Origin of the sequence: Streptomyces pallidus (ex Mingjun et al. 2026) (assembly GCF_051550185.1) — a bacterium.
In the GTDB taxonomy this organism is placed as follows: domain Bacteria; phylum Actinomycetota; class Actinomycetes; order Streptomycetales; family Streptomycetaceae; genus Streptomyces.
In genome coordinates, this window is sequence record NZ_CP196181.1 from 367,884 (window position 1) to 380,646 (window position 12,763).

At 71.6% G+C, this 12,763-nt stretch carries 13 protein-coding genes; 10 read left to right on the forward strand and 3 right to left on the reverse strand.

Translation table 11 applies throughout. The annotated features are described in order from the left end of the window. Nucleotides 1–93 precede the first annotated feature (93 nt). From ACSHWO_RS01845 to ACSHWO_RS01855, 3 genes are read left to right on the forward strand one after another with little or no spacing between them, the layout of a single operon-like run. Nucleotides 94–921, forward strand: a complete 828-nt coding sequence (locus ACSHWO_RS01845; protein ID WP_438309756.1) for an FAD binding domain-containing protein — start codon at nucleotides 94–96, stop codon at nucleotides 919–921. Next, nucleotides 918–3,635: a molybdopterin-dependent oxidoreductase gene (locus ACSHWO_RS01850; protein WP_438309757.1), complete on the forward strand. Its 2,718-nt coding sequence runs from the start codon at nucleotides 918–920 to the stop codon at nucleotides 3,633–3,635. The genes ACSHWO_RS01845 and ACSHWO_RS01850 overlap by 4 nt, the downstream gene beginning before the upstream one ends. A 3-nt stretch (nucleotides 3,636–3,638) precedes the next feature. Beyond that, nucleotides 3,639–4,610, forward strand: a complete 972-nt coding sequence (locus ACSHWO_RS01855; RefSeq protein WP_438309758.1) for an antibiotic biosynthesis monooxygenase — start codon at nucleotides 3,639–3,641, stop codon at nucleotides 4,608–4,610. Nucleotides 4,611–4,733: 123 nt separating this feature from the next. Here ACSHWO_RS01855 and ACSHWO_RS01860 read toward each other — a convergent pair whose 3' ends face one another. Further along, nucleotides 4,734–5,060, reverse strand: a complete 327-nt coding sequence (locus ACSHWO_RS01860; RefSeq protein ID WP_385848636.1) for a hypothetical protein — start codon at nucleotides 5,058–5,060, stop codon at nucleotides 4,734–4,736. A 462-nt stretch (nucleotides 5,061–5,522) separates the two neighbouring features. Here ACSHWO_RS01860 and ACSHWO_RS01865 point away from each other — a divergent pair, with 462 nt between their 5' ends. The 7 genes from ACSHWO_RS01865 (at nucleotide 5,523) to ACSHWO_RS01895 (ending at nucleotide 11,476) form a co-directional block, all read left to right on the forward strand. Further along, on the forward strand, nucleotides 5,523–7,040 hold the full coding sequence (locus tag ACSHWO_RS01865) for an FAD-binding oxidoreductase (RefSeq protein WP_438309760.1): 1,518 nt from the start codon (nucleotides 5,523–5,525) through the stop codon (nucleotides 7,038–7,040). A gap of 425 nt (nucleotides 7,041–7,465) precedes the next feature. Then, nucleotides 7,466–8,770 carry a ferredoxin reductase family protein gene (locus tag ACSHWO_RS01870; protein ID WP_438309761.1) on the forward strand — a complete coding sequence of 435 codons (1,305 nt, stop codon included), beginning with the start codon at nucleotides 7,466–7,468 and terminating at the stop codon, nucleotides 8,768–8,770. Between the two features lie 16 nt (nucleotides 8,771–8,786). Further along, the gene (locus ACSHWO_RS01875) at nucleotides 8,787–9,071 is read left to right on the forward strand and encodes a hypothetical protein (RefSeq protein ID WP_438309762.1); all 285 of its coding nucleotides are present in this window, start codon (nucleotides 8,787–8,789) and stop codon (nucleotides 9,069–9,071) included. Nucleotides 9,072–9,370: 299 nt separating this feature from the next. Further along, nucleotides 9,371–9,532: a hypothetical protein gene (locus ACSHWO_RS01880; protein WP_438309763.1), complete on the forward strand. Its 162-nt coding sequence runs from the start codon at nucleotides 9,371–9,373 to the stop codon at nucleotides 9,530–9,532. Between the two features lie 128 nt (nucleotides 9,533–9,660). Next, nucleotides 9,661–10,356 (forward strand): ArsR/SmtB family transcription factor, encoded by a 696-nt coding sequence (locus tag ACSHWO_RS01885; protein WP_438309764.1) that lies wholly within the window; start codon nucleotides 9,661–9,663, stop codon nucleotides 10,354–10,356. Between the two features lie 53 nt (nucleotides 10,357–10,409). After that, a complete protein-coding gene (locus ACSHWO_RS01890; RefSeq protein ID WP_438309765.1) occupies nucleotides 10,410–11,312 on the forward strand; it encodes a DMT family transporter in 903 nt (300 codons plus the stop codon). Continuing rightward, a complete protein-coding gene (locus ACSHWO_RS01895; RefSeq protein WP_438309766.1) occupies nucleotides 11,309–11,476 on the forward strand; it encodes a hypothetical protein in 168 nt (55 codons plus the stop codon). The genes ACSHWO_RS01890 and ACSHWO_RS01895 overlap by 4 nt, the downstream gene beginning before the upstream one ends. Nucleotides 11,477–11,555: 79 nt before the next feature. Here ACSHWO_RS01895 and ACSHWO_RS01900 read toward each other — a convergent pair whose 3' ends face one another. Together ACSHWO_RS01900 and ACSHWO_RS01905 are read right to left on the reverse strand one after the other, a co-directional pair. Next, nucleotides 11,556–11,768, reverse strand: a complete 213-nt coding sequence (locus ACSHWO_RS01900) for a cold-shock protein (protein ID WP_438309767.1) — start codon at nucleotides 11,766–11,768, stop codon at nucleotides 11,556–11,558. Between the two features lie 121 nt (nucleotides 11,769–11,889). Then, nucleotides 11,890–12,756: a TIGR03619 family F420-dependent LLM class oxidoreductase gene (locus tag ACSHWO_RS01905; RefSeq protein WP_438309768.1), complete on the reverse strand. Its 867-nt coding sequence runs from the start codon at nucleotides 12,754–12,756 to the stop codon at nucleotides 11,890–11,892. Between the last annotated feature and the right edge of the window lie 7 nt (nucleotides 12,757–12,763).

Consider the following 12,763-nt stretch of genomic DNA (forward strand, 5'->3'; position numbering starts at 1 on the left):
CCTGCGCTGACCGACTCCGCTACCTAGACTGGAACGGAATGGCCAGGCCGCCCCTCCGTCGCACGATGCCGGTCTTGAGGGAGGTCGGTCCCCGTGGACCTCAACACCATCACCGAAGTCGTCCGGCGGCCCTCCGAGCAGCCGGCCGCCGACTGGCGCGAGGGCGACGCCTGGCTGGCAGGTGGCACCTGGCTGTTCTCCACGGAGCAGCCCGATCTGCGCCGCCTGGTCGATCTCACGGCGCTGCGTTGGGATCCGCTCGTCCCGAGCGACGAGGGCCTCGAGATCGGTGCCACGTGCACCGTCCGCGACCTGTACGCCTTCGCGCATCCGGACGACTGGACCGCGGGCCCGCTGCTCGCCACGAGCTGCGAGGCCTTCCTGTCCTCGTTCAAGGTCTGGAACGCGGCGACCGTCGGCGGGAACATCTGCATGTCCCTGCCGGCCGGCCCCATGATCACGCTGACGGTGGCGCTGGAGGCCACCTATGAACTCTGGGCCCCGGACGGTTCCCGGCGCACCGTGGACGCCCTCGACTTCGTGACCGGTGACCACCGGAACGTCCTCGCCCCCGGGGAGGTCCTGCGGCGCGTCCGCATCCCGGCGAGCGCCCTGAGGAAACGCGCCGCCCACCGCCGCTTCACGCTCACCCACCTCGGCCGTTCGACCGTCTTCATCGTCGGTACGCGCACGCCGGGCGCGAACGACCTGCTGCTCACCGTCACGGCCGGCACCACACGACCGGTGCGCATGACCTTCGACACCGCGCCCGATGCCCGCGGCCTCCAGCAGGGCATCGACCTCATCCCCGGCGACGTCTGGTTCGCGGACGCCAACGGCACCCCCGACCACCGCCGCCATCTGACGAAGCACTTCGCCGAGGAGATTCGTCGCGAACTCGCAGACGGGGACCCGTCATGACGTACCGCGTCAACGGCAAGGCCTTCGAGCAGGAGCCGGAGCCCGGCCAGTGCCTGCGCACCTTCCTCCGCTCGCTCGGCCACTACGGCGTCAAGAAGGGCTGCGACGCGGGCGACTGCGGTGCCTGCACGGTGTGGTTGGACGGCAGCCCGGTCCACAGCTGCATCACTCCGGCGTTCCGTGCGGACGGCCACGAGGTGACCACCATCGAGGGTCTCGGCTCGCCCGGCAACCTGCATCCGATGCAGCGTCGGTTCCGCGACGCGCCCGGATTCCAGTGCGGCTTCTGCACCGCAGGGATGATCATGACGTCGGCAGCGTTCACCGAGGCGCAGAAGGCGAACCTGCCTCGGGCCCTGAAGGGCAACCTCTGCCGCTGCACCGGCTACCGGGCCATCGAGGACGCCGTGAACGGCGTCGTCGGCGTGGAGACGGCCGAGCCGGGAAAGGCCGTCGGGACGAGTGTGGGCGCACCGGCGGCCGACGACGTGGTGACCGGACGGGCCGAGTTCACCATGGACACCGGAATGGAGGGGATGCTGCACCTCAAGGTGCTGCACTCGCCCCACGCGCACGCCCGCATCGTCTCGATCGACAGGACCGCGGCACTCGCGGTTCCCGGTGTGCACCGCGTCTACACCTGGGAGGACGTGCCCCGCAGGCGCTTCACCACGGCCATCCACACCGACCACCTGGTCGATCCGGACGACACCCTCATCCTCGACGACACGGTCCGCTTCGTGGGCCAGCGCGTCGCCGCGGTGCTGGCCGACACACCCGGCGCGGCCGAGGCAGGCTGCCGCAAGGTGCGCGTCGAGTACGAGCGCCTGCCGGCGGTGTTCGACCCCGAGGAGGCCATGGCCGAGGGGGCTCCGCAGATACACCGCACGCCCGACCCGTTCGTCCGTGATCCCGCCCGCAACATCCTGCTCGAACTCCATGCGCACATCGGGGACGTGGAGGCGGGGTTCGCCGAAGCCGACGTGATCCACGAGGGCACGTACTCCTCGCCGCGCGTGCAGCACGCGCACCTGGAGACGCACGGTTCGATCGCCTGGATGGAGAACGGGCGGCTGAACGTCCGCACCAGTTCGCAGTCGCCGTCGATCGCCAAGGTCAAGTTGAGCCATCTGTTCGCGCTGCGGCCCGACCAGCTCCGGGTGTTCTGCAAGCGGGTGGGCGGCGGCTTCGGCGGCAAACAGGAAGTGATCTCGGAGGACCTGGTGGCGCTCGCCACGCTGGACACAGGGCGGCCCGCCTGCTTCGAGTACACCCGCGAGGAGGAGTTCACCACCGCCTCGCCACGGCACCCGATGACGCTGACGGTCAAGCTGGGTGCCAGGGCGGACGGCACGCTCACGGCCGTCCAGGTCCGCAACGTGTCGAACACCGGCGCCTACGGCAACCACGGCGGCGAAACGCTGTACGCGGGCGGCGCCGCCGTCATGCTCTACCGCTGCCCCAACAAGAAGTACGACGCCTACTCGGTCTACACCAACACCGTGCCGAGCGGGGCGCTGCGCGGTTACGGGATGACGCAGCCGGCGTTCGCCATGGAGTCCGCGATGCACGAACTCGCGCTCTCCCTGCACATGGACCCGCTCGAACTCCGGCGCCGCAACATCGTACGGCCGGGTGACCCGCTCGTCGCCCTGCACGACGGCCCGGACGACGTGACGTTCACGGAGGACGGACTGGCGAAGTGCATCGACCTGGTGGACCGGGCCATGGCCCGGCCTGCGCAGGAGCCGGACCTCGGCCCGGGGTGGCTCATCGGCTCCGGCGTCGCGAGCTCGCTGCACGAGACCGCGCCCCCGACCGAGCACATCTCCGAGGCCTGGGTCACGCTGGGCGACGACCTCGTGTACGAAGTGGCCGTCGGTACTGCGGAGTTCGGCGAAGGCACCTCGACCGCTCACGTCCAGATCGCGGCCGGCCAACTGGGGACCACGCCGTCCCGGATCCGTCTGGTGCAGTCCGATACCGACCGCACCGGATTCGACACCGGGGCCTTCGCGAGCGCGGGTCTGTTCGTGTCGGGCAACGCGGTGCTGCGGGCGTCGAACGCGGTGCGCGACCGCATCCTGGAGTTCGCCGCCGCCCACACGGGCGTCCACGTCGTGATGTGTTCCATGGACGACGACGGCGTCACCTGCGGCGACCGGCGCGTGTCCCTGGCCGAGCTGGTGGCACTGGCCCGGGCCCGCGGCATCCGGTTCACCGCTGCCCGCAAGGCCTACGGTTCGCCCCGCAGCGTCACCTCCAATACCCAGGGGTTCCGGATCGCCGTCCACCGGACGACGGGAGAGATCCGCATCCTGTACAGCGTCCAGGCGACCGACGCGGGCGTGGTCATCAACCCCCAACAGGTCCGGGGACAGGTGGAGGGCGCCGTCGCCCAGGGCATCGGCTTCGCCCTGACCGAGAACTTCCTCCTCGACGCAGACGGAGCCGTGGTCAACCCGAACTTCCGCAACTACCGCATCCCCACCTACGCCGACGTGCCGCGCACCGAGGTGCTCCTCGTGGACTCGGCGGACTCCGTAGGCCCCCTGCGGTCGAAGGGGATGGCGGAGTGCAGCATCAACCCCGTGGCTCCCGCGCTGGCCAACGCGCTCCAGGACGCCACGGGCATCCGCTACCGTGCGCTGCCCCTGACTCCCGAACGGATCTACAGCCGGCTGGGCGAGAAGCAGCCCGTCCCCGAGGCCTGAGCCATGGACACCGACAAGCACGAAGACGCCGCGGCGACGGCCATCATCGGCCAGAAGGTCCTGCCCGGCCGGGAGCAGGAGTACGAGAAGTGGCAGGACGAGGTCAACGCGGCCGCGGCCGGCTTCCCCGGGTACCTCGGCGTCGAGGTGTCCCGGCCGACACCCCTGCAACCCGAATGGGTCGTCATCTACCGCTTCGACTCGATCCCCCACCTCCAGGCGTGGATCAACAGCGCCACCAGGCAGCGGCTCCTGGAGGTCGGCGACACCTATCTCGACGGCCCGGGGACGCAGCGGGTCCTCAGCGGTCACGCCAAAGCCGCTGATCCGCTGGTGACCGTGGTGATCACCCACCGTGTCCACCCGGACCGCGTGGACGACTTCCTCGCGTGGCAACGCCGCATGAGCGAGGAGGAGAGCAAGTTCGAGGGCTTTCGCGGCACGGAGATGTTCCGGCCGATCGACGGTCTTCAGGACGAATGGATCACGCTGTACCGCTTCGACAGCGCCCAGCACCTCGACACCTGGCTGACCTCGGCCAAGCGGCAGGAACTCCTGGCCGAGGGAGACGAGTTCAACGATTTCAAGCTGACGACGGTCGACAACTCGTTCGGCAGCTGGTTCGCCTTCGACGAGGACGGCAAAGCAGCGCCGGCGCCGTCCGAGACGAGGACCGCCATCGCCGTCTGGGTCGGCCTGTACCCGACCGTCGTCTTCCTGACGCTCGCCCTGTCGCCGCTGCACATGCCGTTCTGGCTCGGAATGCTGGTCGGGAACCTGCTGTCCAGCCTCCTGATGACCTTCCTCACGATGCCCTTCTACGTGAACCCGCTGCTCAAGCGGTGGCTGCGACCGCCTCCGGACGAGCCGCCGGCGCGGAACAACCGCATCGGCCTCGCGGTGGTCGCCGCGGCGATGGTGTGCTGGGCCGCCGTCATCTACCTCATCACGACGCAGATCTGGACGCTGCCCTGAGGCTGCCCCTGTGAAACGGCCCACGGCGTTGCCCCCGTGGCGTTGCCCTCGTGGCATGACCCCGCCCCACCGGACCCCTGACTTCCGGAGGGGCGGGGCCATGCCACGGGTCGTCAGGACGACTCAGTGCTGGACCACGGTGCAGTTGACGGTGGTCCCGTCGGCCGCCTTGACGACGTACTTGCTCCCGCTGAGACCGCCGACGTCGAACCTTCCCCCCTTGGTGGGGACGGTGCCCGACGCGGATCCGGTGTAGGTCACCTTTCCGTCGGGGAACCCCTCACCCCACAGGTGGTACTTGCCGGCCGAGTCCACTTCGACCTTGCACGTCGCGGCGGTCGCCACCGCGGGCGCGGCCGGGGTCGAGGCGTGTGCGGCAACCGCGGGGCCCACCGCGACCGCGGGGGCCACCAGGAGCGTGAGTGCTGCAAGACGACGTGTCCGGTTCATCGTTCAACCTGCCTTGGACGCTGACGGTGCGGCCGGTGGGGCGTGACGGCTCCGGTACCCGCGGCAGTGGCCGCACAGCACTCCGAGGGGGGAAGGTCTCACACCGTTACGCCGTGCGCATGTCGCCCCACATGGCCCGCGCGTTCCGTCTGGTTGCCGGCGCATTCCGTGAGGCCTGATGTCATTTTCATCCTATCGTCCGGCTCGTCGCACGGCACCTCACGGCCCGCCGCGATGCCGTACAGCAGGGGTGCTGGGCGACGCCGCCGTTCCGGGTCGGCCTGGTCGTATCACCAGCCGAGCACATCGCGTTCACCGCCGCGGGGAGGAGTTGGGCGCTTCGGCCGTGGTTGGGCGTGTGTCGACGCCATCCACCGCATTCGTCCTTGTTACTGTCCACTTCGCCCAAATCGCCTGTAAGTGAATGATTCGCGCCTGCTGGTGGCCGAGAGGAAACGGACAATGAACGACTTTTCCCGCCGTAAACTGCTCAAGGCGACGGCAGTCGCCGGTGCCGGTGCGGTGGTCGCACAGGGCGTCACCACCGCCGAGGCCCACGGTGCAGCCACCGACACCCTCGGTGCGACCGCCGTGAACGCGGCGTCCGGGGACGGAAAGTGCCCGCCGGCGAAGCTGACCGGCCGCATCGTCCGCCCCGAGGACCCCGGGTACACGGACGCCCGCCTCGGCTGGGACCAGCTCTTCTCCCACTACCCGCTGGTCATCGTCTTCGCCCAGAACACCCAGGACGTGGTCAACGCCCTGACGTGGGCGCGGCAGCACGACGTCGCGGTGCGGGTCCGCAGCGGCCGCCACAGCCTTGAGGGCTGGTCGAACGTCGACAACGGCCTCGTGATCGACATCAGCGAGCTGAAGTCCGTCCACATCGACAACGGTGCCCGCATCGCGACCGTCGGCGCCGGACTCAACCAGTTGGAAGCGGTGACCACGCTCTCGGAGCAGAACTTCGCGGTCACGACGGGAACCGAAGGCTCCGTGGGCCTGTCCGGGGCGACGCTCGGCGGTGGTTTCGGCTTCCTCACCCGCTGGCTCGGCATGGCCTGCGACAGCCTGATCGGCGCCGAGGTCGTCGTCGCGGAAGGCGCCGAGTGCGCCAAGGTGGTCAAGGTCGATCTGCACGACAACCCGGACCTGCTCTGGGCGCTGCGCGGAGCGGGGAACGGCAACTTCGGGATCGTCACCTCACTCACCTACAAGGTGGCCCCGCTGAAGAGCGTCACGTACGTACAGGCCGTCTGGGACGGGACCGGTGACCTGTCCAGGATCTTCGAGGCCTACCAGCGCACCGCGCCGTTCACCGACGACCGCCTCGGCACGCAGCTCGAAATCCACCGGAACCAGATCCTGCTGTTCGCGGTCCTCGCGGAAGGAACGCCCGCGGAGGCGAAGAAGCTGCTGGCCCCGATCCTGTCGATCGACAGCCCCACCGTGACGGTGCAGGTGGGGAACTGGGGCCAGGTGTACTCGGACTTCCAGATCCCGACCTCCGAGGAACCGGCGAACTGGAAGTTCTACTCGCAGTTCACCAGGAAGCCGTTCCCGAAGAAGGCGATCGAGGTGGTCTCCTCGTTCATCCGCGACGCGCCCACGGACGACAGCAACTTCTTCGTGCAGGCGTTCGGCGGGGCCGTCAGGAAGAGCCCCCGCGGCGGTACGGCGTTCCCGCACCGCGACGCGCTCTTCTACTCCGAGCCCGGCGCCGGCTGGGGCACCCGCTCCGACCAGCCGGGCGTCTGCGACCCCCTGACCCCGCAGGCCCAGGCCTGGATCGCCGAGTTCAGCCTGGCGCTGCGCCCCTACGTCGACGGCGCCTACGTCAACGTGCCGAACATCGGCATGCAGGACTGGGAGACCGCCTACTGGGGATCCAACTTCGACCGGCTGCGCAAGATCAAGGCGGAGTACGACCCGCAGAACGTCTTCCAGTACGAGCAGAGCATCCCGCCCGCGTCCTGCTGACCGGGCAAGCCCCGAGCCCCCTCCCGACCGGCGGCCGGTGAGGGGGCTCAGCCATGACCTGCGCCGCCCCGGACCGCACCGTCGGACGAGGAGAGCGGCAGAAGCGTAAAGAATTCTCCAAGCGGGTTCCCCGGTGTGGTAGAGGGCAGGCTTCCGCACGCCTGCCCTGCAGGAATGCAAAGTCGAATGCGTGAAGGCCATGCACGAACGGGGGGCGCCGGCAAGCATTTATATGCCATCACAACTGGACATATCACCCGGATCCGGGTGCGTGGCAGAAGTCATTCTGCACAGATCGTCATTGCCTGGCGCGAGCGGATTTGCACATAGTTGCCACTGCTATGTCTCCCTGTCGGTCGTCGGGCGCTGCTCCGGTGCCGCGGCCGGGGAGCACGCCGACCACCGACTGAAAGGGACGTGCGCCCATGAAGACCGCGCCCCAGCGACTGCGCGCTGGTCTGGCCGCCGGAGCGGCCGTCGTCGTCCTGTTGTGGGCCGTCCAGGTGCAGCCGTCCGCCCGCCCCGACGACGTCATCGGGGCTGCCGCACACCTGACCGGCCTCCTCGCCGGCTACGGCATCCTCGTCATGCTCTTCCTGATGGCACGCGTCCCGGCGGTCGAGCACGGCGTCGGCGCCGACCGCCTCGCCCGCTGGCACGCCTTCGGCGGTCGGTGGGTGCTGGTCCTGTGCGCCGCCCACGGGCTCTTCGCCCTGGTCGTGTACGCCCTGCGCAGCGGCACCGACCTGTTCAGCGCCCACGCGGAACTGCTCCGCTACCCGGCCGTCGCCGCCGCCTACGCCGGAGCCGCCCTGCTGGCCTGTGTGGGCCTGGTCTCCGCCAGGGCCGTACGCCGCCGGGTCCCGCACGAGGCGTGGCGCGCCATCCACCTGCTCACCTACCTCGCCGCCGCCCTCGGCTTCGTCCACCAGCTGGCCGGCCCCGACGTCCGCGTCACGTCCTGCACCACCTGGTTCTGGGCGCTGCTGCACACCGTCGTCGGCGTCCTGCTCGCCTGGTACCGGGGGTTCGTCCCGATCCGCCAGGCCATGCGGCACGGGCTGCGCGTCGCCGCCGTCGAACGCGAAGGCCCGGACGTGGTCTCCGTGACCATCGAGGGCGGTCGGCTCGGCGAGCTCCAGGCCGAGTCGGGCCAGTTCTTCCGCTGGCGCTTCCTGCGGGGCGGCCTGTGGCACACCGCCCTTCCGTTCTCGCTCTCCGCGCCCGTGCGCGACGACCGCCTCCGCATCACCGTGAAGGCGCTCGGCGCGCACTCCCGACGGGTCCGCGGGCTGCGCCCCGGCACCCGGGTCCTGGCGACCGGCCCGTTCGGTGCGCTGACCTGGCGCCGGCGCACCCGCCCGAAGGTCCTGCTGATCGCCGGCGGCATCGGGATCACCCCGATGCGCGCCCTCTTCGAGGCGCTACCCGCCGGGCCCGGCGACCTCACGCTGCTCTACCGCGCGGGCGACGCCGGTCAGCTGGTCCTGCGGGACGAGCTGGAGGCCATCGCGGCGGAGCGCCGGGCCGGTCTGCACTACCTGGTGGGGCGTTCCGACGAGGCGTACGACCCGCTCGCCCCCCAGGCCCTGCGCGCGCTCGTGCCCGACCTGTCCGACCACGACGTCTACCTGTGCGGGCCGCCCGGAATGGCGGATGCCACGACCGCGTCGCTGATCCGCGCCGGCGTCCCCTCCGGGCGGATCCACTCCGAGTGCTTCACCTACTGAGGACCCCGATCTCCCGATGAACCAGCCAGTGAACCAGCCGGTCGGCCTCTGTACGGGGCAGCCGACGGCCGCGGACCGCGCTCCTCGGGAGCCAGTCGCCGAGCGCGCCGCGACGGCGTCCTCCGGGGCGCACCCGCGGGGCGGCCGTCCGGCCGCCCGGCACCGGAAGTCCTCGCGCCCACGCCGGCTCGCTGCCGGCCTCGCCCTGGTCAGCGTGGTGACCGCGACGGCCATCACGATGACCGTCGACCCGGCCGCGCCGGCCCCGGACGGACGGCCGCACTTCCACTCCGCCCGCTGAATCCCGCACTCCGCCCGCCGTGCCGGGCCCGCCCTCCACGGCTCAGCGTCCGCCGACCGGACCTCCTCGGTTTCCAGGACGGCCTCGACCGCGGCGCGGAGCCGCGCCCCCACGCGGTCGACGCTCCCGCTCTGGGCGCTGACCTGAGCACCTTCCAGGAGGAAGGTGCTCTCTGCGGCGGCCTCGTCGGGAGCCCCCACACCGGCCTGCCCGCACATGCCCGGAGGCGGTGCGGCTGGGTGGCCTCGCGGTCCTCGACCAGTCGGCGGGCCGGATGCCCCCGGTCGGGCAGGCCGGCGATGGAGTCTACGAAGGGACAGCCCCGCTGCGCGATGTCCGGCAACCCCTCCACGACGGGGCGCGAGGACGTCCTGTGCCGCCTGGCCGGGCAGCTGGAGAGGGCCGCTCCCTGGGCGCAGCCCACGCCCCCCGTGTGGGCGGGCACGCTCCCGGCCGCCTGACCCCGCCACCGGCCCCGGCCGTCCGGGGGAAGGGGTCGGCCGGCCGCCGGTGGCGTGCCGATCGGGGCGGTCGCCGATCGCGGGACCGTTCGGCCCGGGCCGAACCGAGCGTGCGCCATCCTGGCTCCATGACCTCCAAGGACCTCGCCTCACTCGCTTCCCTCTTCGCCGACGAGACCCGCGCGGCCTTCCTCCTGGCCCTCCTCGACGGGCGGGCCTGGACCGCCGGGGAGCTGGCCCGCCACGCGGGGGTGGCGCCGTCGACCGCCAGCGAGCACCTGGGGAAGCTCGTCGCGGGCGGGGTGCTCGCCGAGGAGCGGCAGGGCAGGCACCGGTACGTGCGGCTCGCCGACGCCGGGACAGCACAGCTCGTCGAGGACCTGGCGGCCCGCGTCGGGCCCGGCGGGCCCGACGCGCCGCGCAACCTTCGGGCCGCGAGCGCCGCCCAGGCGATGGCGCGCGGGCGGACCTGCTACGACCACTTCGCCGGGCGGCTCGGGATCACGATCACCGAGGCGATGACCGGACGCGGTCTGCTGCGGCAGGACACCGGTTTCGCGCTCACCGACCAGGGCCTGGCCTGGTTCGAGGGGCTCGGCCTCTCCCTCGCACCGAAGGGACGCCGCCCCGTCGCTCGCGGCTGCCTCGACTGGACCGAGCGGCGGCTGCACCTCGCCGGCCTCGCAGGGTCGGCACTGTGCCGGCACGCGATGGACACCGGCTGGTGCGTACGCATCGGGTCCGAGCGTGCGGTGAAGGTGACTCCGGCCGGCGAGCGGGCGCTGGAAGCGGCCCTCGGCATCGACGCGGCGGACCTGCGGTGAGGGCGCCCCACGCTGCGGTGACGGCCGCAAGGTCCGCGCCGTACGGTCGCTCCATGCCGAACCGAACCTCTCGACTCGCCCTCGCCGCGGCCGGTGTCACCGTCGTCCTGTGGGCTTCCGCCTTCGTGTCGATCCGCAGCGCGGGGGCCGCCTACTCCCCCGGCGCCCTCGCCCTCGGGCGGCTCCTCGCCGGCTCCCTCGCTCTCGGAACCGTCCTCCTGGTGAGGCGCGAGGGGATGCCTCCGCGCGCGGCCTGGCCGGGGATCGCCGTGTCCGGGCTGCTGTGGTTCGGCGTGTACATGGTGGTGCTCAACTGGGGCGAGCAGGAGGTCGACGCGGGCACGGCCGCGATGGTGGTCAACATCGGTCCGATCCTGATCGCGCTGCTCGGGGCGAAGGTGCTCGGCGAGGCCCTGCCGCCCCGACTGCTCGCCGGCATGGGCGTGTCCTTCGCGGGGGCGGTGGCCGTGGGGCTGTCCATGTCCGGGGAGGGGCACGCCTCCGTCCTCGGCGTGGCGCTCTGCCTTCTGGCGGCGATCGCGTACGCCGGCGGTGTCGTCGCCCAGAAGCCGGCGCTCGCGCACGGCAGCGCGCTCCAGGTGACGACCTTCGGGTGCCTGGTGGGCACGGTGGCGTGCCTGCCGTTCGCCGGGCAGCTGGTGGCGGAGGTCGGCCGGGCCCCGCTGTCGGCCACCCTCAACATGGTGTACCTCGGCGTCTTCCCGACCGCGCTGGCCTTCACCACCTGGGCCTACGCCCTGGCCCGTACGACCGCGGGACGGATGGGCGCGACGACGTACGCGGTGCCGGCCCTCGTGGTACTGATGGCGTGGACGTTCCTCGGCGAGTTGCCGGGGCCGCTCACCCTGGGCGGCGGCGCGCTGTGCCTGGCAGGCGTGGCGATCTCCCGGTCCCGGCCGCGGGCGCTCGCGGAGCCCTCGGCCGCCACCGAATGACGAGCTGGTCACCGGTGTCGTCGGGCGGGCGGTCCCGGGGGCTGCTGACGGGCACCCTGACCTGGCGGGCGGGCTCGCCCGTGGCGGGCGCCGTGCTGGCGGGCCTGGCCGGGGCCGGCTCCAGCGTGCCCGCGCCGCGCTCCTTGATCGGTCGGCTGCCCTGACCTCCCCGGAAGCCGTCCGTCCCCGGGCCCGACGGACCCCCGCCGGACGGCCCCGGGGCCGGACGGCGCGCGGACCTTCCTAGGACACCACGTGGACCTTGTCCGCCTGGAGCCCCTTCTGCCCCTGGACGGCCTCGAAGGAGACCCTCTGGCCCTCCTTCAGGGACTTGAAGCCGTTCCCCTCGATCGCGCGGAAGTGGACGAACAGGTCGGGGCCGGATTCCGGCGTGATGAAGCCGTATCCCTTTTCATCGTTGAACCACTTCACAGTGCCGTTCTGACGCTCAGCCATGCCTTCCCCCAGCTTCAGGAGCCGTCGGTCTTCATCCTCTGCGAAAAGCCGGACCGATCATGACACGCAGGGTTCCCGGCCGAGGGGGAAACGGTCCGGAACCACCCCGGCCGCCCGTGTGTCACTCGGCTGGTCGAATCCACGTCCGGGCGAGTTCCGCGACCCAGGTGGCCGCCCCGTCGGGAGTCGGCGGGGGTGCGCCGACGACGAGTTCGGTGACGCCTGCCGTGGCGAACTCGCGGAGGTGGTCCGGACTGCCGTCGCTCGGTGCGACGGCGATCGTGAGTTCTTCCAGGGTGCGGTCGTGGCGGGCGCACTCGTCGGCGAGGACGGCGATGTGTGCCGGGATCTCGGCCACGGGCACGTTGAAGCCGTACCAGCCGTCGGCGAGCGCGACCGCCCGGCGCAGCGCGGTCGCGCTGTTGCCGCCGACCACGACCGGGAGCCGGCCGCCGCGCAGCGGCTCGGGGTTGACACGGATCGCGTCGAAGCGGGTGAACTCGCCGGCGAACGAGGCCGGGTCCTCGGTCCAGAGGGTGCGCATCGCGGCGAGGTACTCCTCGGTGCGTCGACCGCGCCCCGCGAACGGGACTCCGAGTGCCGCGAACTCCTCGGCCGACCAGCCGGTCCCCACGCCGAGGCTGAACCGCCCGGCGGACAGCACGTCAAGTGTGGCGGCCTGTTCGGCGACCGCGACGGGGTTGTGTTCGGGCAGCAGGAGCACGCCGGTGGCGAGCTCGATCCGACGCGTGGCCGCGGCCGCGAAGCTCAGCGCGAGCAGCGGGTCCAGCCAGTCCGCGTCGGCGGGTACGGCGATCCGGCCGTCCGCGGAGTAGGGGTAGCGGGAGGCGGGCGTGTCCACGAGCACCACGTGCTCGCCACACCACAGTCTGGCGAAGCCGTGCGTCTCCGCGGCCGTGGCCACGGCGCGGATCACCTCCGGACGGGCGCCGTCCCCGATGCCGAGCGCGTGCAGCCCTACGCGCATGCCCCAC

Bases quoted from the DNA above. Each gene is read 5' to 3' on its own strand.
- ACSHWO_RS01850 (WP_438309757.1), top strand. From the start codon at position 918: ATGACGTACCGCGTCAACGGCAAGGCCTTCGAGCAGGAGCCGGAGCCC.
- ACSHWO_RS01895 (WP_438309766.1), top strand. From the start codon at position 11,309: ATGACGAGCTGGTCACCGGTGTCGTCGGGCGGGCGGTCCCGGGGGCTG.
- ACSHWO_RS01885 (WP_438309764.1), top strand. From the start codon at position 9,661: ATGACCTCCAAGGACCTCGCCTCACTCGCTTCCCTCTTCGCCGACGAG.
- ACSHWO_RS01855 (WP_438309758.1), top strand. From the start codon at position 3,639: ATGGACACCGACAAGCACGAAGACGCCGCGGCGACGGCCATCATCGGC.
- ACSHWO_RS01870 (WP_438309761.1), top strand. From the start codon at position 7,466: ATGAAGACCGCGCCCCAGCGACTGCGCGCTGGTCTGGCCGCCGGAGCG.
- ACSHWO_RS01860 (WP_385848636.1), bottom strand. From the start codon at position 5,060: ATGAACCGGACACGTCGTCTTGCAGCACTCACGCTCCTGGTGGCCCCC.
- ACSHWO_RS01875 (WP_438309762.1), top strand. From the start codon at position 8,787: ATGAACCAGCCAGTGAACCAGCCGGTCGGCCTCTGTACGGGGCAGCCG.
- ACSHWO_RS01880 (WP_438309763.1), top strand. From the start codon at position 9,371: ATGGAGTCTACGAAGGGACAGCCCCGCTGCGCGATGTCCGGCAACCCC.
- ACSHWO_RS01865 (WP_438309760.1), top strand. From the start codon at position 5,523: ATGAACGACTTTTCCCGCCGTAAACTGCTCAAGGCGACGGCAGTCGCC.
- ACSHWO_RS01900 (WP_438309767.1), bottom strand. From the start codon at position 11,768: ATGGCTGAGCGTCAGAACGGCACTGTGAAGTGGTTCAACGATGAAAAG.
- ACSHWO_RS01890 (WP_438309765.1), top strand. From the start codon at position 10,410: ATGCCGAACCGAACCTCTCGACTCGCCCTCGCCGCGGCCGGTGTCACC.
- ACSHWO_RS01905 (WP_438309768.1), bottom strand. From the start codon at position 12,756: ATGCGCGTAGGGCTGCACGCGCTCGGCATCGGGGACGGCGCCCGTCCG.